This is a genomic window from Brenneria uluponensis (assembly GCF_032395385.1).
In the GTDB taxonomy this organism is placed as follows: domain Bacteria; phylum Pseudomonadota; class Gammaproteobacteria; order Enterobacterales; family Enterobacteriaceae; genus Prodigiosinella; species Prodigiosinella aquatilis.
On sequence record NZ_CP135917.1, the window covers coordinates 2,100,884 to 2,123,212 of the forward strand.

At 48.4% G+C, this 22,329-nt stretch carries 15 protein-coding genes, 1 other RNA gene and 1 pseudogene; 11 read left to right on the forward strand and 6 right to left on the reverse strand.

The genetic code is table 11. The annotated features are described in order from the left end of the window. Positions 1-15 precede the first annotated feature (15 nt). A pseudogene (locus RS889_RS09620) lies at positions 16-302 on the reverse strand (ABC transporter permease subunit); the annotation flags it as partial. Positions 303-581: 279 nt separating this feature from the next. Here RS889_RS09620 and pyrD point away from each other — a divergent pair. Then, positions 582-1,589, forward strand: a complete 1,008-nt coding sequence (gene pyrD / locus RS889_RS09625; protein WP_315710458.1) for a quinone-dependent dihydroorotate dehydrogenase — start codon at positions 582-584, stop codon at positions 1,587-1,589. A gap of 161 nt (positions 1,590-1,750) precedes the next feature. Then, positions 1,751-2,314, forward strand: a complete 564-nt coding sequence (locus RS889_RS09630) for a cell division protein ZapC (RefSeq protein WP_315710459.1) — start codon at positions 1,751-1,753, stop codon at positions 2,312-2,314. Here the strand turns inward: RS889_RS09630 and RS889_RS09635 are convergent. Next, entirely contained in the window at positions 2,311-3,420 is a 1,110-nt protein-coding gene (locus RS889_RS09635) for a YcbX family protein (protein WP_315710461.1), read from the reverse strand. The two genes, RS889_RS09630 and RS889_RS09635, sit on opposite strands and share 4 nt — an antisense overlap. A 96-nt stretch (positions 3,421-3,516) precedes the next feature. Between RS889_RS09635 and rlmKL the strand changes: the two genes are divergently transcribed. The 6 genes from rlmKL to rmf all read left to right on the forward strand — a co-directional run bounded on the left by rlmKL (position 3,517) and on the right by rmf (position 11,506). Beyond that, complete coding sequence (gene rlmKL, locus RS889_RS09640; protein ID WP_315710462.1) at positions 3,517-5,634, forward strand: bifunctional 23S rRNA (guanine(2069)-N(7))-methyltransferase RlmK/23S rRNA (guanine(2445)-N(2))-methyltransferase RlmL; 2,118 nt, start codon at positions 3,517-3,519, stop codon at positions 5,632-5,634. A 5-nt stretch (positions 5,635-5,639) separates the two neighbouring features. After that, entirely contained in the window at positions 5,640-7,559 is a 1,920-nt protein-coding gene (locus tag RS889_RS09645; RefSeq protein WP_315710463.1) for an ABC transporter ATP-binding protein, read from the forward strand. Positions 7,560-7,653: 94 nt separating this feature from the next. Further along, positions 7,654-8,889, forward strand: coding sequence for a membrane integrity-associated transporter subunit PqiA (pqiA, locus tag RS889_RS09650; RefSeq protein ID WP_315710968.1), 1,236 nt, complete (start codon positions 7,654-7,656; stop codon positions 8,887-8,889). Continuing rightward, a complete protein-coding gene (gene pqiB / locus RS889_RS09655) occupies positions 8,876-10,522 on the forward strand; it encodes an intermembrane transport protein PqiB (protein WP_315710464.1) in 1,647 nt (548 codons plus the stop codon). The genes pqiA and pqiB overlap by 14 nt, the downstream gene beginning before the upstream one ends. Further along, on the forward strand, positions 10,519-11,082 hold the full coding sequence (gene pqiC, locus RS889_RS09660; protein WP_315710465.1) for a membrane integrity-associated transporter subunit PqiC: 564 nt from the start codon (positions 10,519-10,521) through the stop codon (positions 11,080-11,082). Before pqiB ends, pqiC begins: the two co-directional genes overlap by 4 nt. A gap of 256 nt (positions 11,083-11,338) precedes the next feature. Continuing rightward, positions 11,339-11,506, forward strand: a complete 168-nt coding sequence (gene rmf, locus RS889_RS09665) for a ribosome modulation factor (protein WP_021016323.1) — start codon at positions 11,339-11,341, stop codon at positions 11,504-11,506. Positions 11,507-11,602: 96 nt separating this feature from the next. Here rmf and RS889_RS09670 read toward each other — a convergent pair whose 3' ends face one another. Beyond that, positions 11,603-12,649 carry a 3-deoxy-7-phosphoheptulonate synthase gene (locus tag RS889_RS09670; protein ID WP_315710467.1) on the reverse strand — a complete coding sequence of 349 codons (1,047 nt, stop codon included), beginning with the start codon at positions 12,647-12,649 and terminating at the stop codon, positions 11,603-11,605. Between the two features lie 100 nt (positions 12,650-12,749). Continuing rightward, positions 12,750-13,571, reverse strand: coding sequence for a posphoenolpyruvate synthetase regulatory kinase/phosphorylase PpsR (gene ppsR, locus RS889_RS09675; protein ID WP_021016321.1), 822 nt, complete (start codon positions 13,569-13,571; stop codon positions 12,750-12,752). A gap of 300 nt (positions 13,572-13,871) precedes the next feature. On the opposite strand from ppsR, the gene ppsA reads away from it, so the two are divergent. After that, a complete protein-coding gene (gene ppsA / locus RS889_RS09680; protein ID WP_315710470.1) occupies positions 13,872-16,250 on the forward strand; it encodes a phosphoenolpyruvate synthase in 2,379 nt (792 codons plus the stop codon). A 126-nt stretch (positions 16,251-16,376) separates the two neighbouring features. Here the strand turns inward: ppsA and rprA are convergent. Together rprA and ydiK are read right to left on the reverse strand one after the other, a co-directional pair. Continuing rightward, positions 16,377-16,481: antisense sRNA RprA (rprA, locus tag RS889_RS09685), an RNA gene on the reverse strand. Positions 16,482-16,746: 265 nt separating this feature from the next. Then, positions 16,747-17,850 (reverse strand): AI-2E family transporter YdiK, encoded by a 1,104-nt coding sequence (gene ydiK, locus RS889_RS09690; RefSeq protein ID WP_315710472.1) that lies wholly within the window; start codon positions 17,848-17,850, stop codon positions 16,747-16,749. A gap of 289 nt (positions 17,851-18,139) precedes the next feature. Here ydiK and ydiJ point away from each other — a divergent pair, with 289 nt between their 5' ends. Both ydiJ and RS889_RS09700 read left to right on the forward strand, forming a co-directional pair. Beyond that, positions 18,140-21,193 (forward strand): D-2-hydroxyglutarate dehydrogenase YdiJ, encoded by a 3,054-nt coding sequence (gene ydiJ / locus RS889_RS09695; RefSeq protein WP_315710474.1) that lies wholly within the window; start codon positions 18,140-18,142, stop codon positions 21,191-21,193. Then, positions 21,193-21,615 (forward strand): hotdog fold thioesterase, encoded by a 423-nt coding sequence (locus RS889_RS09700; RefSeq protein WP_315710475.1) that lies wholly within the window; start codon positions 21,193-21,195, stop codon positions 21,613-21,615. Before ydiJ ends, RS889_RS09700 begins: the two co-directional genes overlap by 1 nt. Positions 21,616-22,329 lie beyond the last annotated feature (714 nt).

The following is a 22,329-nucleotide window of genomic DNA, read 5'->3' on the forward strand; positions in this document are numbered from 1 at the left end:
GGGTGGCATGAGTAATGTTTGCAGAAATTCACGGGTACTCATTGCCAGATAGCTGATGCTGGAACTAGCCAAAATGGTTTCTGCTACGATCAATGTCAGCCACATCAACCCAAGTACAACGCGAACGCCTGTCATGATTGATAGCAGGGCTCCGGGAAGAACCATCTGTCAGAAAAAGGCTGAACCCGGATCGTCTGTAACTATGAGCCATGTTAAGCGATCCACGCTCCAGATCACGGGGATACGATACTAAGATTCAAATAGATCGGAAACAGGGTGCCCAGAGCAACCAGAAAAACCCGCTAATGCCAAACCCTAGGATCTCCTGTGGGATCCTGGTCCGGCATGTTATGCGACATCGGTATTGTGGTAACAATGTATTTGTTGTTAGAGAGTGGCTTATTTTTAAAATGATCTATTATGGAATTTAAAGTCAAAAATAGCATAAGGAAGGGGATGTCCTCCTGGAAAAGGAAAACGGTTGCGTTGTTTCGATCCTTTTTGCCTCAGGTCAATTCCCTTTCCGAATTGGATAGCTGATAATCTGCCCCCGGTTTGCTACTGGGAATTCAGGAGAGTTCATGTACCCCCTCATTCGTAATGTGTTATTTCAGTTCGATCCAGAACGAGTTCATGAGTTTACCATCCAACTATTGCATCGTATCGCCCACACGCCACTGGAGCTTTTAGTCCGTCAGTCTGTTCCCACCAAACCCGTTACCTGTATGGGATTGTCTTTTAAGAATCCGCTGGGACTGGCTGCCGGTCTGGATAAGGATGGTGAGTGTATTGATACACTCGGTGCTATGGGGTTTGGTCATATCGAAGTGGGTACCGTGACACCACGCCCGCAGCCGGGCAATGATAAGCCTCGTCTGTTTCGGGTAGTGGAAGCGGAAGGCTTAATCAACCGTATGGGGTTTAATAATCGTGGCGTTGATTACCTGGTCGAGAACGTAAAAAAAGCTCGTTTTGGTGGCGTATTAGGCATCAATATCGGAAAGAATAAAGATACGCCGGTAGAGCAAGGGAAAGAAGATTATTTGATCTGCATGGATAAGGTTTATTCTCATGCCGGTTATATTGCTATCAATATTTCTTCTCCCAATACACCGGGATTACGAACGCTGCAATACGGCGATGCATTGGATGATCTGTTACAGTCTGTAAAAAATAAGCAGTCGGAATTAGAACAACGTCATCAAAAATATGTTCCTGTGGCGGTAAAAATTGCGCCGGATCTTTCTGATGATGAATTGATCCAGATTGCAGACAGTTTGGTTCGGCATAATATAGATGGCGTAATTGCGACGAATACGACATTGGATCGTCAATTGATCCAGGGGCTGAATCATTGTGGTCAGACGGGAGGATTAAGCGGTCTCCCCCTTCAGTCTCGCAGTACGGAAGTTATCCGACGTTTGTCGCTGGAATTAAATGGACGATTACCAATAATCGGTGTGGGAGGAATTGATTCATTGATTTCAGCCCGTGAAAAAATGGTGGCGGGCGCGACACTGATTCAGATCTATAGTGGTTTTATTTTTCACGGACCACGTTTGATTAAAGATATCGTTACTTATATCTGATTTTTATCCTTTCATTATTGCCGGGGGGGTTTATTTATTCTCCCGGCTAGTCTATATTTTATTTGCTTGTATAAAAATACGTCAGAACCTTGCCTGATTGATTATTCTGGAAGCAGTAATTATTCAGCAGATAGTGGTGAGGATAAATTAAAGGTAATCCGATGAAATTAACACCTGACGATAATTGGCGCTGGTATTTTGATACTGAACATGAGCGGTTAATGCTTGATCTTGCCAATGGCATAATATTCCGCTCTCGTTTTCCAGCCAGCATGCTGACACCTGATGCGTTTAATGAAAGCGCTTTTTGTGTGGATGATGCGGCATTATTTTTTACTTATCACGAAAAGTGCCAGTGTATGAATATCAGCCACGAAGCAAAAGCCGAACTGGTATTGAACGCGCTGGTGGCAAACCGTTTCCTGAAGCCACTGATGCCAAAAAGCTGGTACTTTGCCCAACAGGAGATGAAGAGCTATTGTCCACAAACGGGCGATCTGGTTCAGGTTGTGCTTAATGACAATCACGAACAGGCCAGTTTTATGATCGTTGAGGCAGGAGATAAAGCCAGCTTGTGCCTGCTGGTACAAGCACAGATCGCGTTAAGTGGCAAAACCATGATGATGGGAGATGCAATAAAAATCATGCATGACCGGTTGTCACCAGTAGATGAGGAAACCGTGGCTATGTCATCCCCATCAACGGGTTATGCTCGTGCTGTTTAGAATTCTCCCAACTGGATATTGCTTTGCGGAATACAACTGCAGGACAGGATGGTTCCATCAGGTCCGATAGCGCTATCTTTCAGCGCTGAAACTTCACCATTCTGTAAGGTGAGACGACAACACCCACACAACCCGGCACGGCAGGAGTAAGGAACACGAATTCCATGTTGCTCCAACTGATCCAGTAGAATTTGCTGGTTGTTTCCTTGAAATTTTTGTCCTTGATAATCAATGATTATTGTCTGTGTATTTTGTTGAGGTATCGACAAATGCGCTGCGATGTCCCCGGCCCCATAGGGTTTTGGTGGTCTGGTTGCCAGTACTTCTATTTCATCACCTGCACGAATAATGCCATGGGAACGGGCAATCAGATTCTGACCGAAGTCGACATCGCCATTTTCGGCGGTACGATATTTTTGCAGTGTGGCGAGCGGTTCACCCGCCGGGTGTTTACGTCCGCGCTCTATACTAACGGTAGTGAGTACGCAGCGGCTACAGGGCTTTACGACATCGAAAATAACGTCACCAATGCGGAGGGTTTGCCAACTGTCTTCAGCAAAAGGTGCCGCGCCGGTAACAACTAAGTTGGGACGAAACTGCTCAATTTTAATACCTGCCGGACAACGCTGGCGCAAATCGTCAAAAGAGGCTTCATTGATTAAAAGAAACGGGTAGCCGTCGGCAAATGTCAGTGGAATTTCCGGATGACGTTTCACTCGTCGGGAGAGATCGCGCCCCAACCAGCGTAGTTGCACTGGGCGTTGCAGATACGCGCTGAGCCACTGATTAACGTGTTCGGGTGCAATGAGCGCCTGAAAATGGTTACCCCATACTTCGGTGGGGTGCGGGGCATGGGTGAAATCATAAAACCGGATATCGATACTCTGTCCATCTGTTGCGGCAATGACGATGCCATCCTGCATCAGTGCCGGAGTAAACAATACCAGTTGAGGAAACTGGCGGGCGGTAATAAATGTTCCATCGGTTTCTGTGATCATGAAAATGCGGTCGTACGCCAGGCCGCTGTCAGAAACCATACTGTGCGAAAGCTGGATGCCCCGCATGGACTTTACCGGGTGAATAAAGAGCCGAGTTAAATTGATCACGGAATATTCCTTGCCGAGATAAAGCGGCAACTTTATGACAACCCGCGGGGATTAGCTATAATGCGCCTCAATTTTCTTTAAAGTGATAGCGTCGATATGAACTCTCTGTTTGCCAGCACTGCGCGTGGGCTGGAAGAATTGTTAAAAAGCGAACTTGAGGCGCTGGGCGCCCAGGCCTGTAGTGTGGTGCAAGGAGGAGTGCATTTTCAAGGTGACGATCACCTGCTTTACCAAAGCTTGATGTGGAGCCGTCTGGCATCGCGCATTCTGCTGCCGCTGAATGAATTTAAGGTTTACAGCGATCTTGATCTCTATTTGGGCGTTCAGGCGGTGGACTGGTCATCCATTTTCAGTGTCGATAAAACCTTTGCAGTGCATTTTACCGGCACTAATGATGAGATTCGTAATAGCCAATACGGTGCGTTAAAAGTCAAAGACGCCATCGTTGATAGTTTTACTCGTAAGAGTGGGCTACGTCCGGATGTGGCCAGGCAGCAACCGGATATTCGTATTAACGTCTTTCTGCAGCGTGAAACGGCTAACGTGGCTTTGGATTTAAGCGGTGATGGTCTGCATATGCGCGGCTATCGTGAAATGGCCGGGCAGGCTCCGCTGAAAGAAAATCTGGCGGCGGCAATTGTGCTGCGTTCCGGTTGGGAACAGGGTATGCCGATGGTGGATCCTCTGTGCGGATCCGGCACTTTGTTGATTGAGGCTGCCATGATGGCGGCGGATCGTGCACCGGGTTTGCACCGTCAACACTGGGGCTTTTTGGCCTGGCAGAAACACGATGCCTTATTGTGGAAGGATGTGACGACGGCCGCACAAAATCGTGCCCGGCAAGGGCTACAAGCCACTACTTCCCGGTTTTTTGGCTCGGATAGTGATCGCCGGGTGATTGAGATAGCGCGAGCGAATGCTCGGCGGGCTGGCGTCAGCGAATTGATCACTTTTGAGGTGAAAGACGCGGCACAGTTACAAAATCCGTTGCCGCAGGGGCCGAAAGGTGTAGTGCTCAGTAATCCGCCATACGGTGAACGTTTAGACAGTGAACCGGCACTGATTGCCCTGCATAATATGCTGGGCCGTAAGATGAAAAGTGAATTTGGTGGTTGGCAGCTTTCCTTATTCAGTGCATCGCCGGAGTTATTGAGCTGTCTGCAACTGCGGGCCGACCGCCAGTTTAAGGCTAAAAACGGTCCGCTGGATTGTGTGCAGAAAAACTATCAGTTGGCCGAAAGTTCAGGCGTTTCTGTTGCGACGATGGCGGAGGATTTTGCCAACCGGCTGAAAAAAAATCTGCGCAAACTGGATAAGTGGGTAAAACAGCAAGGTATCGAATGTTATCGCATTTATGATGCCGATCTGCCGGAGTACAATGTGGCGGTGGATCGCTATGGCAGTTGGGTAGTCGTACAGGAATATGCACCACCCAAAAGCATTGATGCACAAAAAGCCCGTCAACGTCTTTTTGATGTGATAAATGCGACCCTGAGTGTGCTGGATGTGCCTGCCAATCAGTTGGTGCTGAAAACCCGTGAGCGCCAAAAAGGTAAAAACCAGTATGGCAAACTGGCGCAGAAAGGAGAATTCTTGCTGGTACAGGAGTACAACGCCAAGCTGTGGGTGAACCTGACGGATTATCTGGATACCGGCCTGTTTCTCGATCATCGTATCGCCCGCAAGATGCTGGGTGAGATGAGCAAAGACAAGGATTTTTTAAATCTGTTTGCCTATACCGGCAGTGCCAGCGTGCATGCCGGGCTGGGTGGCGCACGCACCACCACTACGGTGGATATGTCTCGAACCTATCTGGAATGGGCAGAGAAGAATCTGCGTGCCAATGGCTTGACCGGACGTCAGCACCGTTTGGTACACGCAGATTGTCTGACATGGCTGCACCAAAGCCACGAACAGTTTGACGTGATATTTATTGATCCACCTACATTCTCTAATTCTAAACGTATGGAAGATACATTTGACGTACAACGTGACCACCTGGTGCTGATGCGGGATTTGAAACGTCTGCTGCGCCGTGGTGGCACGATCATGTTTTCTAACAATAAGCGTGGTTTTCAGATGGATGTGGCGGGGCTGGCCGCCGCGGGATTGGTCGCAAAAGAGATTACTGATCGCACGTTATCACAGGATTTTGCTCGTAATCGTCAGATTCACAACTGCTGGCTGCTACAACATGCCGGAGAGGAAAAGTAACCACAATGTCATTAATCAGTTTATCGGGCGCATGGCTGTCGTTCAGTGATGCCCCGTTGTTGGATAACACCGAACTTCATATTGAAGAAAATGAGCGTGTTTGCCTGGTCGGGCGTAATGGTGCCGGTAAATCGACACTGTTGAAGATTTTAGCCAAGGAAGTTCCGCTGGATGATGGCCGTCTGGTGTATGAGCAGGATGTGATTGTGGCGCGTCTACAACAAGACCCACCGCGCGATGTGGAGGGTACTGTGTTTGATTTCGTGGCGGAAGGCGTCGCAGAGCAGGCCGGATACCTGAAAGAGTATCACACCGTTTTACGATTGATCAGTACCGATCCCAGTGAAAAGAATCTCAACCAGTTGGCGAAAATTCAGGATGTACTGGAACATCAAGGGTTGTGGCAGCTGGAAGATCGCATCAACGAAATTTTGGAGCAACTGGGGCTGTCGGCAGATATGCCGTTGTCGGCACTATCCGGCGGCTGGCTGCGTAAAGCCGCATTAGGACGGGCATTGGTTAGCTCACCGAAAGTGCTGTTATTGGATGAACCCACTAACCATTTGGATATTGAAACCATTGACTGGTTGGAAAGTTTCCTCAAGACATTTCAGGGCAGCATCGTGTTCATTTCACATGACCGATCTTTTATTCGCAACATGGCGACCCGGATTGTTGACCTGGATCGCGGCAAGCTGGTGTCCTGGCCAGGAGACTATGATAAGTATCTGCTGGGCAAAGAAGAAGCGTTGCGGGTTGAAGATCTGCAGAATGCGGAGTTTGACCGTAAGTTAGCTCAGGAAGAAGTCTGGATTCGTCAAGGCATCAAAGCGCGGCGTACTCGTAATGAAGGTCGGGTTAGAGCATTGAAAACGATGCGTCAAGAGCGGGCCGGGCGTCGTGAAGTGATGGGCTCTGCTAAAATGCAGGTTGAAGAGGCGGCCCGTTCCGGCAAAATTGTGATTGAGCTGGAAAATGTGCACTATCAGGTAGACGGGAAGGTACTGGTAACCGATTTTTCGGCGCAGGTACAGCGTGGTGATAAGATCGCGTTGGTGGGGCCAAACGGCTGTGGCAAAACTACGCTGTTGAAACTGATGCTGGGCCAGTTACAGGCCACTCGCGGACGAATTCATTGCGGTACCAAGCTGGAAGTCGCCTATTTCGACCAGCATCGTGCGGAATTAGACCCGGAACGTACGGTAATGGACAATCTGGCGGAAGGTAAGCAGGAAGTGATGGTTAATGGCCGCTCACGTCACGTATTAGGCTATTTGCAGGACTTCCTGTTCCATCCTAAACGTGCTATGACTCCAGTGAAAGCGTTATCTGGCGGAGAACGCAACCGACTGCTGTTAGCCCGCCTGTTTTTAAAACCCAGCAACCTGTTGATTCTAGATGAACCGACCAACGATCTGGATGTGGAAACGCTGGAATTGTTGGAAGAGCTGATTGAAGGCTATCAGGGTACAGTCTTGCTGGTTAGCCATGATCGACAGTTTGTGGATAATTCGGTGACCGAATGCTGGATCTTTGAAGGTAACGGCGTTATAGGTCGTTATGTCGGTGGTTACTATGATGCACAACAGCAGCGTGCTGAAACTACACCGCTACGTAACCCGGCTATTGTGCCTGCTGCCGCTGCCTCGGTAAGTGACGCGCCAACTAGCGCCGCACAACCCGCCAAACGGTATTCTGGTAAATTGAGTTATAACCAACAGCGCGAGTTAGCGCTGTTGCCGCAGCAGATTGAGGAACTTGAGCAGGAAATCAGTTCATTACAGCGACAAATGAGTGATTCTGGCTTCTTCAGTCGTTCGTATGACGAAACCCAGCAGGTTCTGCAAGCGCTGGCGAAGGCAGAGCAGAGCCTTGAAACCTGCTTTGAACGCTGGGAATCACTTGAAGCGCAAAAGAACGGCTAATCTTTAGCAGCAGATGGCCTGACGTCGCCTCTGTGTCAGGTCTATCCGAAGGAGGCTGTTAATGTGTACCCAGGTTCACGATAGTGATCGTCACATGCTATGCCCACATTGTGATCTGTTAGTTGATCTCCCGCTGGTACACGACGGTCAGCGTGCGGTGTGTCCCCGCTGCAAAACGGTATTAATCAGTCGTTGTTCCGAGCCGCGCCGGCGTCCTGCCAGCTATGCTTTCAGTGCAGTGATGATGTTGGTGTTGTCTACCTTGTTTCCCTTTGTCTCAATGCAGATAGCTGGTATTACCAACGAAATTACCTTGTTGGAAATTCCCCAAGTGATGGTGGATGACGATTATGCCAGTGTCGCAACCTTGTTTATGTGTTTTGTTCAACTGGTTCCGGCATTTTGCATGGTGGCCATTGTCTTACTGTGCATACGTGCGCCTTTGCCTTATGACCTGAAGCGAAACATAACCAAAATTCTGTTTCGATTGAAAAGCTGGGGAATGGCAGAAATTTTTCTGGCCGGCGTACTGGTCAGTTTTGTCAAGCTGATGGCTTATGGCGATATCGGTATTGGTGCCAGTTTTATTCCTTACGTCTTATTTTGTCTGCTGCAATTACTGGCGTTTCAGAATCTGGATCGCCGCTGGTTGTGGGATGATGTAGCGGCTCCACCAAGTCTGCCTGTCGACTTACAGGTGGGTCGTAGTGGTTTGCTGCAAGGGGTCCGCTCGTGTTCTTGCTGCACGGCGATTCTGTCAGCCGGTCAACAGATTTGTCCACGTTGTCACACGCATGGACATGCTCGGCGTAGACATAGCCTGCAATGGACGCTAGCGTTGCTGATCACGTCGGCGCTGCTTTATATTCCGGCTAATATCATGCCGATTATGGTGACGGAATCGTTGGGTAATCGCACAACATCCACCATTATGTCGGGAGTTGCCCTGCTGTGGGATATGGGATCGTATCCCGTGGCATTGGTGATTTTTGTTGCCAGTATCATGGTGCCAACGCTGAAGATGCTGGCGATGTGCTGGCTGTGTTGGAATGCTCAAGAGAACGGCCATCATGATAGTGAGCGAGTGCATCTAGTGTATGAAATTGTTGAATTTGTTGGCCGTTGGTCAATGATTGATATTTTTGTTATTGCAGTGTTATCGACAATGGTCCGTATCGGCAGGTTGATGAATGTTTACCCGGAGATCGGGGCCGTACTTTTCGCCTTGGTGGTGATCCTGACAATGATTGCCGCAATGACGTTTGATCCCCGTCTGTTATGGGACCGACATAACTATGAGTTAGAGGAGCTTCCCGTTGACGAAAAGTAATCACAGCGTAGCGGAGATTGAAACGATTAAACGCTGGTCGCCAGTATGGATTGTCCCAATCGTCACGGTGTTAATTGGTGCCTGGATTCTGTTTTATCATTTCAGCCATCAGGGGCCGGAAATTACGCTTATCACCAGTAATGCAGAAGGTATTGAAGCGGGTAAAACAACGATTAAAAGCCTCAATGTCAATGTGGGGATAGTGGAAAGTGTTGTATTGAGTAAAGACCTGCACCAGGTGGAAATCAAGGCGCGTTTGAACCATGGAATGAGCAAGTTACTGAGCCGCGATTCTGTTTTTTGGGTAGTCAAACCCCAGATAGGCCGGGAAGGTGTTTCGGGATTAGGGACGTTGTTGTCTGGGGCATTCATACAGTTACAACCGGGATCCAGTGAAGATGAAAGCAAGTCATTCAAGCTGTTGGATACGCCGCCATTGGCGCCACCGAATTCAAAAGGGATTCGTATCATCCTCAATAGCGAACAGTCTGGGCAACTGAACCCAGGTGATCCGGTGTTATTCCGTGGTTATCGTGTGGGATCGGTAGAAGCCAGCCAGTTCGATCCCAAGGCTAGAATGATGCACTACCAGCTGTTTATCTCCGCCCCATACAATAGCCTGGTGACAAGCAATGTTCGTTTTTGGAAAGACAGTGGCGTGTCATTGAATCTTTCCGCGCAAGGGATGCGCGTGGAGATGGGTTCCCTGAGCACACTGATCAGCGGCGGTGTCAGTTTTGATGTGCCTGCTGGCTGGGAGCCAGGGAAGGTCGCTCGTGATCGTGCTGAATATAAATTATTTGATAATCAGAACAGCATTCAGGATTCTCTTTATACCGAATACAAAGAATATCTGATGTTTTTTGATGAATCGATTCGCGGGTTACAACCGGGGGCACCGGTGGAATTCCGGGGCATACGGATGGGCACAGTGACACAGGTACCGTACTTTCCGAAAGAGATGCTGCAACGTATTGATAGTGACTACCGTATTCCGGTGTTGATTCGTATTGAGCAGGATCGTCTGGATAAAAATATTCGGGAGAGATTGAACCTGAACCAGGAACTGCACAACGCCTGGTCAAAGGGATTGAGGGCCTCGTTAAAAACGGCGAATATCCTGACCGGTGCATTGTATATCGATATGGATTTCTATCCAAAACAGAAAGGTCAGCGTAGTAAGCCATCGACAGTGGATGGCTACCCGGTTTTCCCTACGGTTAATAGCGGCTTATCGGAGATACAGCAGAAACTGATATCAATATTAGATAAGGTTAATAATCTGCCATTGACCCCGATGGTAGAACAGGCAACCAAAACATTAGCAGAGGGTCAGTCAACCCTGCGAGAAATGCAAAAAACACTGGTAACTCTGAATCGGATTACTGGTAGTGAAGCCATGCAGAGTTTACCGCAGGATATGCAACACACGCTTCGTGAGTTGAATCGAAGTCTGCAGGGCTTTCAGCAGGGCTCTCCGGCTTACAATAAAATGGTGGCAAATATGCAGCATTTTGATCAGGTGATACGGGAGTTGCAGCCACTATTACGCACTTTGAATGAAAAGAGTAATGCTCTGGTGTTTGACGCCCCGGGTGCCAAGGATCCTCAACCGAAGAAGGCTAAACCATGATGAAAGGATGGTCACTGGCGCTGATACTATTGCTGAGTGCTTGTAGCAGCGCCCCACAGAAAGTGTATTACCAGATTCCGGTTGACGTGAAGGATTCAGCGGTCTCTATTACTCCGGCATCTGGTCATTATTTAGAAATCAGGACTGTCAATCTGGCTGATTACCTGTCCAATTCGGGGATTGTGTTTCAGACATCAGATGTGCGTTATACCATTGCCAGCAATAACCTGTGGGCCAGTCCACTCGATCAGCAATTGCGGCAGGCGCTGATGGTTACTTTACATGACGGACTGCCGGGATGGCGAATCACCTCCCAGGACATAGGAGGCAATCCGGCAATGCTTGATGTAAACGTCACTGCGTTTCAAGGGCGTTACGATGGTAAAGCGGTGATTAACGGAGAATGGATTCTCCGCTATCAGGATAAAGTGGCCACTCATCCGTTTCATATAGAGATACCACAAACGGCAGATGGATACGACGCTCTGGTCAAAGCCTTGTCCCAAGGCTGGCTACAGGTTGGTCACTCTATTGTTCAGCAGATGGCTTCATTCCCCTAAAGCATATCTAATACCTTTGAACGTTATTTTTAATCTAAAAAAAATACGTTCAGAGGTTTTGTTTTGACCTCAATTCGTTAGCCATGATTTATGGCTGCCGCTAGTCGAAAACTTTCAATATAGTTCACAAATATGACATTGGCGTGAATTTTGCGCCTTGATCTTCCATGAAATACTCGCTATTCATAACGTGTGATTGACTGAAAAGTAATCACTGTTTTCTTTCCACCAGATATGAAAGTGAGGGAGATAAGGCATGAAGAGACAGAAACGAGATCGCCTGGAAAGGGCTCATTCACGAGGGTATCAAGCAGGTATTTCTGGTCGACCAAGGGAGTTATGCCCTTATCAATCGATCAATGCCCGGTCTCACTGGTTGGGAGGTTGGCGACAGGCCATGGAGGATAAGGTAGTGACTGCCTAGCACACCTTATCAATTGAAAAAGGAACAACCTCCGCCTGGGCGGAGGTTTTCGTTAGTGAGCCAGCGTAAACGGTTCAGACTGCGAAGGCAGACAACTCAAAAGCGGACGTCCACCGCCTCGGCTAATTGCGATAATATCAGTTCACTGTCTTTCCAGCCGAGACAAGGATCAGTAATCGATTGACCGTAAGTCAGTGTTTTCGGATTACGTGAGGGCTGATTACCTTCAACCAAAAAGCTTTCTATCATTACGCCGGTAATGGCCTGTGAGCCTTGGCGGATTTGTTGGCAGATATCCTGGGCAACATCCAACTGGCGGTGATATTGTTTCTGACAGTTACCATGACTGAAATCGACAACCAGATATTCTGGCAGGGAATATTCACATAAATCAGCACAGGTGATGGCGATGTCTTTGGCATGGTAGTTGGGGGTTTTGCCTCCACGCATGATGATGTGTCCAAAAGGGTTGCCAGTAGTTTGATAGACGGTCATCTTTCCCTGTTTGTCCGGGGATAAAAACATATGTGATGCGCGGGCCGCACGGATAGCATCAATCGCGATGCGCGTGTTACCGTCAGTGCCGTTTTTGAACCCTACGGGACAGGACAGCGCCGACGCCATTTCACGATGGATCTGACTCTCGGTGGTACGGGCACCGATGGCACCCCAACTGATCAGGTCGGCAATGTACTGGCCGGTGACAATGTCCAGAAATTCGGTCGCAGTAGGTAGACCTAGCGCATTGATGTTCAGTAAAAGCTGACGGGCCAGCGCCAACCCTTCATTGACCCTAAAGGTGCCATTGAGATCCGGATCGGAAATTAATCCTTTCCAGCCCACCACGGTGCGCGGTTTTTCAAAGTAAGTGCGCATGACGATTTCCAGTCGGTCTTGATAACGATCGCGTAGTTCAGCCAAGCGTTGGGCGTAATCAAGGGCACTTTCAGGATGATGAATAGAGCAGGGACCGATGACGACCAGTAATCGGCGATCCTGACCAGTAAGGATATTTTCTATTTTTAAGCGTGACGTAGTCACTATTTCTGTCACCGCAGGCGTTACCGGTAGCTTGGTTATCAATGTATCAGGTGTAACCAGACTAGTGATGCGCGCACTACGCAGCTCATCTGTTTGTTGCATGTAGAATCTCTGAAATTTTTTAAAGGTCAGTCCATCCGGTTTGTTTCACTTATTGCTTTCAAATCAAGTAAACCGCGATTCTCGCACACTATACCATGTACTAGTACATGCGGCGACTCATACCTAAAATATCAATGATCTTGGCGGAAATTTCTTCCACCGAATAATTAGTGGTATTGATGTATTTGATCTGGTGCTGGCGGAACAATGCTTCCACTTCACTCAGTTCTATCCGGCATTGCCGTAACGAGGCATAGCGGCTGTTACCTCGTCGCTCTTCGCGAATAGCAGACAGTCTCTCGGCATCAATAGTCAGGCCAAACAGCTTTTGCTGATAGGGTTTTAAGGCCTCCGGCAGGCGCAGGTTGTCCATATCGTCATCAATGAATGGATAATTGGCGGCACGGATTCCAAACTGCATAGCCAAATAAAGGCTGGTAGGCGTTTTGCCGCAGCGCGAAACACCCAACAAAATGACTTGGGCCTGATCAAGATTACGTAAAGAGATGCCATCGTCATGGGCCAACGTATAGTCAATTGCCGCGATGCGGGCGTCATATTTATTTAGATTACTGGCTGTCAGGCCGTGAGTCCGATTGGCGATCGGCATTGGAGCGATATTCAGCTCCTGTTGCAGTGGTGCCACCAGAGCCTGAACAATGTCCTGACAAAACCCTTCACTGTTGACAATAATGTCCCGTACCGTGGGAGTCACTATGGAGTAGAATACCAGCGGACGGATACCGCTTTGATGATAGATGGCATTAATCTGTTCACAGACTGCGCTGGCACGTGTTTCGCTTTCAACAAAAGGCAAGGTATAGCTAACCGCGTTGATCGGAAATTGTGAGAGCACGGCATGACCAATTGCTTCGGCAGTGATTGCCGTGCCATCTGATATATAAAAAACACTTCTTTCCACAATCGCTCCTTACGCTTTTGTCTGGATACTAAAAAATCTTCTGTGCTGTAAATTGAGTTTTCCGTCATGATTTTATTGAAACGGCATTTTATTATCTTCATGATTAGAATGCTATTCTTTTACAATATTCAGGTTTTCTCCTAATTAAGCAAAGAAAACCTGCCAGTACAGTTTTTTTTCATAGGTTGATCGATTCACCTTTCCCGCATTTTTAAAACGCTATGCTACCCTAAAAGCGCTGATATCGATTCTCAGCGAACTCTTCCATACCCCAATTGTATGCAGAAAGGATTATTTTCGATGTCCAATAACGGCCCTGATATGCGTAATGTCCTCTGGTATAACCAACTTGGTATGCACGATGTTGAGCGGGTGGGAGGCAAAAATGCTTCTCTGGGTGAAATGATTACCAACCTGTCTGAACTGGGCGTTGCTGTCCCCAATGGTTTCGCGACTACCGCCCAGGCGTTTAATGATTTTCTTAATCAAAGTGGGATTAACCAGCGTATTTATGAATTGCTGGATGGCACAGATGTAGATGACATTAGCCAACTGGCGAAAGCCGGGGCACAAATTCGTCAGTGGATTATTGATACGCCATTTCAGTCCGAGTTGGAACTGGCTATCGGTGAGGCTTATCAGCAACTGTCTGAGGGAGAAGACGACGCGTCCTTCGCCGTGCGCTCTTCAGCAACCGCAGAAGATATGCCAGATGCCTCTTTTGCCGGTCAGCAGGAAACTTTCCTTAATGTGCAAGGAATTGATGCCGTCATGACGGCGGTGAAACATGTATTCGCTTCCTTGTTTAACGATCGTGCCATTTCTTACCGTGTACACCAGGGATATGACCATCGTGGTGTGGCATTATCTGCGGGTGTTCAACGTATGGTCCGCTCTGATCTGGCGGCATCCGGCGTGATGTTCACCATTGATACGGAATCCGGTTTTGACCAGGTCGTATTCATTACCGCTGCCTGGGGTCTGGGAGAGATGGTGGTGCAGGGAGCGGTTAATCCTGATGAATTTTACGTTCATAAACCCACTTTGCTGAAGGGTAAACCCGCTATTGTTCGTCGCACGATGGGCTCGAAAAAAATCCGTATGGTTTACGCTTCCAGCCAGGAACATGGTAAACAAGTCCGTATTGAAGATGTGCCAGAACAGCTCTCAGGACGTTTCTGCCTGAGTGATGAAGAGGTTCAGTCACTGGCGCACCAGGCATTGCTGATTGAGAAACACTATGGACGCCCGATGGATATCGAATGGGCGAAAGATGGTCATAGCAGCAAGCTGTATATCGTTCAGGCTCGTCCGGAGACCGTGCGTTCAAACGGGCAGGTGATGGAGCGTTACAATATGCCAGAAGGTGGTGACATTCTGGTAGAAGGCCGAGCGATTGGTCACCGTATTGGTGCCGGCGAGGTCAAGATTGTCCACGATATCAGTGAAATGCACCGTATCAATGCCGGTGATGTCCTGGTGACGGATATGACCGACCCGGATTGGGAGCCGATCATGAAGAAAGCGGCTGCCATTGTCACCAATCGTGGTGGGCGTACCTGCCATGCGGCGATCATTGCTCGCGAGTTGGGTATTCCGGCCGTGGTGGGATGTGGCGACGCCACCGAACGTTTGCATAATGGACAAAAAGTCACGGTGTCTTGTGCGGAAGGTGATACTGGCTATGTTTACAAGGATGTACTGGATTTCACGGTGAAAAGTTCTCAAGTGGATGAAATGCCCACGTTGCCCTTGAAAATCATGATGAACGTGGGTAACCCGGATCGGGCTTTTGACTTTGCCTGCCTGCCGAATGAAGGTGTAGGTCTGGCTCGTCTGGAATTTATCATCAATCGCATGATCGGTGTTCATCCTCGCGCGTTACTGGAATTTGACCAGCAGACTCCTGAATTACAGCGTGAAATCAAAGCGTTGATGCAGGGTTATAATGATCCTGTTGAGTTCTATGTCGAACGTTTGAAAGAGGGCATTGCTACGTTGGCGGCGGCTTTCTGGCCAAAACGTGTCATCGTGCGTCTATCCGACTTTAAATCTAATGAATATGCCAATCTGCTTGGTGGCGAGCGTTATGAGCCGGAAGAAGAAAACCCAATGCTGGGTTTCCGTGGTGCCGGGCGCTATGTGTCACCCGATTTCAAAGCGTGCTTTGCGCTGGAATGCGAAGCCGTCAAACGGGTACGCAATCTGATGGGGTTAACCAACGTTGAAGTGATGATCCCGTTTGTCCGGACTGTCGCTCAGGCTAAGGCTGTGGTTGAGGGCTTGGCGCATCAGGGTCTGCGCCGTGGTGAGGATGGGTTGAAGATTATCATGATGTGTGAGATCCCCTCCAATGCACTGTTGGCGGAGGAGTTCTTGCAGTATTTTGATGGGTTCTCTATTGGTTCCAATGACATGACCCAGCTCGCTCTTGGCTTGGATCGTGATTCTGGCGTGGTGTCCGAGTTATTTGATGAACGTAATGACGCAGTAAAAGCCTTGTTGTCGATGGCCATTAAAGCGGCAAAAAAACAGGGTAAATACGTAGGGATCTGTGGTCAGGGACCTTCTGATCATGAAGATTTTGCTGCCTGGTTAATGGAACAAGGTATCGACAGTTTGTCTCTGAACCCAGATACGGTGGTGCAAACCTGGTTAAACCTGGCTGAAACTCTCTAGTCCAGTTCACGTATAGAAACTAAAACCGCTCGTCAGCTATACGGCTACGGGCGGTTTTCTTTTGATAGGTTAGCTGAATCTTCGATTTTTAACGGCTGACATGGCTCACAAGCCATCTTCTTATGGATAAAAAAAGGCCCATCTCAGGGGATGGGCAAAGACTACACACAGCAATTCGTTACTGACTTTGACTAGGAGAAACCTTATTTGCAAACATTACGTTAACAATAGCGCCGGTAACTATAGTATGAATTCCAACCTGTAGAGTCATTAAGAATCATCCCAATGGTTAATGTTTTTTTAATAATTATTTTAGTACCTGCGAGGTATGTTCAAGATATTTAGCATAAAAGAAAATAAATGGATCTAAAAAACGAACAATCATTGGGAATAATCTTATATTGATTAGATTAATTTATCATTTGTGAGATTATCGGGGGAGTGACCCCCGAAATATAAAATGAGGCGCATTTAATTTCTTGTAGGCAAAATGTTGCTATTTTTTGCCTGTATTTTTAACACTCGTTAAACTCGGCGGTTCAGGAACTTCCTGCATCCATGCGGACAGGAGACGATAAGAAACTGCCAATACTACCGGGCCGATGAATATGCCTATCATGCCAAAAGCCAGCAAACCACCGATAACGCCCGATAAGATCAGTAACATTGGTAAATCAGCCCCCATGCGAATCAATAGCGGACGGATGACATTATCCAGCGTACCGACGATACAGCTCCAGACCAACAGCACCGTGCCCCAGGTGGTATCACCACTCCAATACAACCAGATAATCGCCGGGATTAGTACCAACAGCGGTCCAAGTTGCGCAACACAGCACAGGAACATCAGAACAGTTAACAGTGTGGTATAGGGAATGCCCGATAGTGAGAGGCCTATACCGCCAAGCAGAGACTGTACGATTGCGGTCACTACTACGCCGAGAGCAACGGCTCGAATGGCTTGCGCGGCAAGGATCACCGCAGTGTCGCCGCGCTGTTTACCCAGACGGATCGCAAAGCGTCGCACGCCTAACGCTACCTGATCGCCCTTGATATAGAGCAAGACGCTGAATATGACCATTAAGGCGCAGTGCATCAGAAAACGGCCAATGTGCGCGGCTTGCTCTACTATCCAGGTGGCTGTTCTGCCGATGTAAGGCTGAACCTTTGCCATTAACGCACTGCCACCACTGTGTACCAGCGTCTGCCAACTGCTGTAAAGTTTATCGCCAATCAGTGGGATGGATTCCAGCCATTGCAGTGATGGCGGTGTCATCTTCTGTTGACTGGATGCCCATTTGATCAATGCCGCGCTATTATCAATTATGCTACTCACCAGAATGGAGGTCGGGATGACAAACAGCAGAATCAACAACAGCGCCATCACGATAACGGCCAGGGGACGGTATCCCCACAATATATGTTGAAGGCGAATTAACAGTGGCCAGGTCGCAATTACCACCATGCTGGCCCAGGCAAACCCTAGAATGAACGGTTGCACCACCCAGAAACAGGCAATAATCATAATAGCGATGAACAGCAGGCTGAATAATATTCGGGTGATATCAAAGTGCTGAGGTTGAGGCTGAGACTGTTTCATCAATGAATGTTACCTCTGTAGGCCGGTACGATGCCTGATATTATCTCGTGCCGGCAAAACGATGAAAAATGAGAATAATTTATCATGCGTGATTTCCCGCAGTTTGGACAGGACGTTCACGTATTTACAAGTAGCGATGGCTAAACACTAGTATAAGTTTTTGCGCATACATTGGCGCATATCGCAGTGAAATATGATAAAACAAATTGAGTTCGGTCATGATGTAAACGCATCAGCCCGACAATGATTGTATTGGCAAACACCTCTCGCACGGACAGAGTCAAAAATAATGATCCCACAGATCACCCAAGCACCCGGACTTGTTCAACCGGTGCTTAACTTTTTGGAAGCATTGAAGCAAAACGGGTTTACGGGCGATATCGCCACTGACTATGCTGATCGCCTGACGATGGCGACAGATAACAGTATTTACCAGTTATTGCCGGACGCGGTGGTTTTTCCCCGTTCGACGGCAGATGTGGCGTTGTTAGCCCGGCTGGCTGGCGACCCGCATTTCCTGGAATTAACGTTCACACCTCGTGGCGGCGGTACTGGCACCAATGGTCAGGCGCTGAATCAGGGGGTTGTGGTGGACATGTCCCGCTATATGAACCGAATTCTGGAAATCAATCCTGAGCAAGGTTGGGTACGCGTAGAAGCTGGGGTTATCAAAGATCAGCTAAATCAGTATCTCAAACCATTCGGTTATTTCTTTGCACCGGAACTCTCCACCAGCAATCGCGCTACGCTGGGCGGCATGATTAATACCGATGCCTCCGGACAGGGGTCGTTGGCCTACGGCAAAACGTCTGATCATGTTCTTGGGTTGCGGGCCATATTGCTTGGCGGCGACATGCTCGATACGCAGGCCATGCCGGTAGCGTTGGCCGAACAACTGGCGAGAGAAAATTCTCCGCTCGGTCGGATTTATCATACCGTATTGCATCGTTGTCGCGAGCAACGGCAATTTATCGTAGAAAAATTCCCCAAGCTCAATAGATTCCTGACGGGTTACGATTTGCGTCATGTTTTCAGCGATGACATGCAAACGTTTGACCTCACCCGTATTCTGACTGGGGCCGAAGGTACACTGGCGTTTATCACTGAGGCAAAACTGGATATCACCCGTCTACCCAAAATACGGCGGTTGGTGAATGTAAAATATGACTCTTTCGATTCCGCCTTGCGTAGTGCGCCCTTTATGGTAGAGGCGCAGGCGTTGTCGGTGGAAACGGTCGATTCCAAAGTGTTGAATCTGGCACGGGAAGACATTGTGTGGCATTCGGTCAGTGAATTGATTGCCGATATCCCCGGTCAGGAGATGCTTGGCCTGAATATTGTGGAATTTGCTGGTGATGACGAAGCATTGATTGATACTCAGGTCAATGGGCTGTGCCAGCGTTTGGATACACTATTGCATCACCGTGAGGCGGGCATTATTGGTTATCAGGTCTGCCACGATCTCGTGGGTATTGAACGTATTTACGCGATGCGTAAAAAAGCCGTTGGTCTGCTGGGGAATAGCAAAGGGTTGGCAAAGCCAATTCCGTTTGCGGAAGATACCTGTGTTCCACCGCAGCATCTGGCGGATTATATTGCGGAATTCCGTGCTTTGCTGGACAGCCATAACCTGACTTATGGCATGTTTGGCCATGTTGATGCTGGCGTGTTACATGTTCGTCCCGCATTGGATATGTGCGATCCGCAGCAGGAGATCCTGATGAAGCAGCTTTCTGACCAGATTGTCGAACTGACGGCAAAATATGGCGGTTTGTTGTGGGGGGAACATGGCAAAGGGTTCCGTGCCGAATACAGTCCGGCGTTCTTTGGCCCGGAATTGTATGATGAGTTACGCCGAATAAAAGCCGCATTTGATCCGGATAACCGGTTAAATCCCGGGAAAATCTGTGCGCCCCTGGGTGTTGACGCGCCGATGATGAAAGTGGATGCGGTTAAACGTGGGACTTATGACCGGCGTATTCCACTGGCGGTGCGTAGTGCGTTTCGTGGGGCCATGGAATGTAATGGCAATGGGCTTTGTTTCAATTTCGACGCCCGTAGCCCAATGTGTCCATCAATGAAAATTACCGGTAACCGTATTCACTCACCGAAAGGTCGGGCCTCGTTGGTACGGGAATGGTTGCGCCTGCTGACTGAGCAGGGCGTTGACCCTTTGACCCTGGAACAGCAGTTATCGCAGCAGCGGATGAGCCTGCGGAGCTTGATTCATAAAACCCGTAACACTTGGTATGCCCGTCAGGGAAATTATGATTTCTCCCATGAGGTAAAAGAGGCGATGTCGGGATGCCTGGCCTGTAAGGCCTGCTCGACCCAATGCCCGATCAAGATTGACGTTCCCAGTTTTCGGGCACGTTTTCTACAGCTTTACCATACTCGCTATCTGCGTCCGGCCAGAGATTATCTGGTTGCGGGTGTGGAAAGTTATGCGCCATTAATGGCCCGTAGTCCCAAGACATTTAATTTTTTCCTGAAACAGCCGTGGCTTAGTGCCTTAAGCCGTAAGTATATCGGAATGGTCGATTTACCACTGCTTTCGTCGCCCTCATTGCATCAGGTATTTGCCGGGCACCAGGCAATGGCAACCACGCTGGAACAACTAGAACAGATGTCGCCGCAGATGCGAGCCGACTATGTGCTGATTGTACAGGATCCCTTCACCAGTTATTACGATGCGCAGGTAGTGGCAGATTTTGTCCGTCTGGTGGAAAAACTGAATCTGAAGCCGGTCTTGCTGCCGTTTTCCCCGAACGGTAAAGCACAGCATATCAAAGGGTTCTTGCAGCGTTTTGCTAAAACAGTCACGAAAACCGCAGAGTTTCTTAATCGGGTTGCCCGCCTGGATTTGCCTATGGTTGGTGTCGATCCGGCGCTGGTTCTATGTTACCGGGATGAATATCGGGAAGTGTTAGGAGATAAACGCGGTGATTTTCAGGTGTTGCTGGTTCATGAATGGTTAACGGATGTTCTGGCTGATAAAGCGCCCCAACCCTTGAACGGTGATCCTTGGTATCTGTTTGGTCACTGTACGGAAACAACGGCGTTGCCTGTTAGTTCACAGCAATGGTCGGCTATTTTCGCCCGCTTTGGCGCGACGTTGGAGAATGTAAGTGTCGGGTGTTGTGGCATGGCGGGAACCTATGGTCATGAGAGCAAAAATCTGGTCAATTCTCAGGGAATTTATAGCTTGTCATGGCAACCGGCTTTGCAACGACTACCTCAGCAGCGTTGTCTTACCACAGGATACTCCTGTCGCAGTCAAGTGAAACGGATGGAGGGCAGCGGTTTGCGGCATCCTTTACAAGCATTGTTGGAGTTAGTGTGATGCTGTGGAAAAGAGATATCGATCTGGTGCAGTTTAACCAGCAAAGTATGAGTTGCATGTTGGGACACCTGGGGATCCGTCTGACACATATTACGGATGATACGCTGGAGGGCATTATGCCGGTGGATAACCGAACCCAACAGCCATTCGGTCTGTTGCATGGTGGAGCGTCAGTAACACTGGCAGAATCACTGGGATCGATAGCGGGTTATCTATGCACGGAAGGCGTTCAACAGGTGGTGGGCGTTGAGATTAACGCCAATCATCTGCGCGCGGTTAGTGAGGGAGAAGTGCGCGGCGTTTGCCGTGCGTTGCACGTGGGCAGAAGACATCAGGTCTGGCAGATAGATATCTTCGACCCAGTAGGTCGACTGTGTTGTTCGTCACGCCTTACCACGGCGGTGCTTACACCGGACGAATAAGCCCTCCACCTGGCCCATTACAGTTTAGGTAAACGCACGAAAATACCGGGATGCCTACGGAATGGGCGCTCTCCAGGTAATTATTATCGTGTTTCTAGCATCATCGGTCTCTTTAACCAACCGATGATGTATTTTTATCAATCCCCGCAAGTGATGGCAGTTATCGCCATATTTATGACTTGATTTCACCATTTTCATACCAGTCAGATGATAATGTTTGGGCTGATCAATACTGCTGTTAGATCGATTTAACAGTAATTCAGCCATATCGAACTCCAACATGGTATTACGGCGTTTTCATCCATGTTCATCAATATGCTCGCTGCCAGGGGTTAAAACTGATCATTCGAGTGATCTCTTCCGAGTCTGTTTTCTCTATTCCTCCTCTTATCATGTTTCACGGACATAATATCATCGGTGGCCGGTATTATTTTTCCCTGTTTATAAAATAGATATTGCCTATGAATACTGTGATTTTTACATGGAAATTCGAACTATTAAAGTGAGTCATATTCATGATTTTTATAATTTTTTATTAGTAATCAATGAATTATTTATCATGGTGTCAGAAGTCAATGGCTTGTCATGTTGGCAGAAGACTTTCCCATAATCGGGATAACACTGTAGCTGGATCAAAGCCCCAAAGATCACGTGGTTGAAGCAATAATCATTATCACTAATGATTAGGGTAGTACGGCGTGAAATGGGAAACAG

Coding starts and splice junctions, on each gene's coding strand:
- pyrD (WP_315710458.1), top strand. CDS start 582: ATGTACCCCCTCATTCGTAATGTGTTATTTCAGTTCGATCCAGAACGA.
- RS889_RS09630 (WP_315710459.1), top strand. CDS start 1,751: ATGAAATTAACACCTGACGATAATTGGCGCTGGTATTTTGATACTGAA.
- rlmKL (WP_315710462.1), top strand. CDS start 3,517: ATGAACTCTCTGTTTGCCAGCACTGCGCGTGGGCTGGAAGAATTGTTA.
- RS889_RS09645 (WP_315710463.1), top strand. CDS start 5,640: ATGTCATTAATCAGTTTATCGGGCGCATGGCTGTCGTTCAGTGATGCC.
- pqiA (WP_315710968.1), top strand. CDS start 7,654: ATGCTATGCCCACATTGTGATCTGTTAGTTGATCTCCCGCTGGTACAC.
- pqiC (WP_315710465.1), top strand. CDS start 10,519: ATGATGAAAGGATGGTCACTGGCGCTGATACTATTGCTGAGTGCTTGT.
- rmf (WP_021016323.1), top strand. CDS start 11,339: ATGAAGAGACAGAAACGAGATCGCCTGGAAAGGGCTCATTCACGAGGG.
- RS889_RS09670 (WP_315710467.1), bottom strand. CDS start 12,649: ATGCAACAAACAGATGAGCTGCGTAGTGCGCGCATCACTAGTCTGGTT.
- ppsA (WP_315710470.1), top strand. CDS start 13,872: ATGTCCAATAACGGCCCTGATATGCGTAATGTCCTCTGGTATAACCAA.
- ydiK (WP_315710472.1), bottom strand. CDS start 17,850: ATGAAACAGTCTCAGCCTCAACCTCAGCACTTTGATATCACCCGAATA.
- ydiJ (WP_315710474.1), top strand. CDS start 18,140: ATGATCCCACAGATCACCCAAGCACCCGGACTTGTTCAACCGGTGCTT.
- RS889_RS09700 (WP_315710475.1), top strand. CDS start 21,193: ATGCTGTGGAAAAGAGATATCGATCTGGTGCAGTTTAACCAGCAAAGT.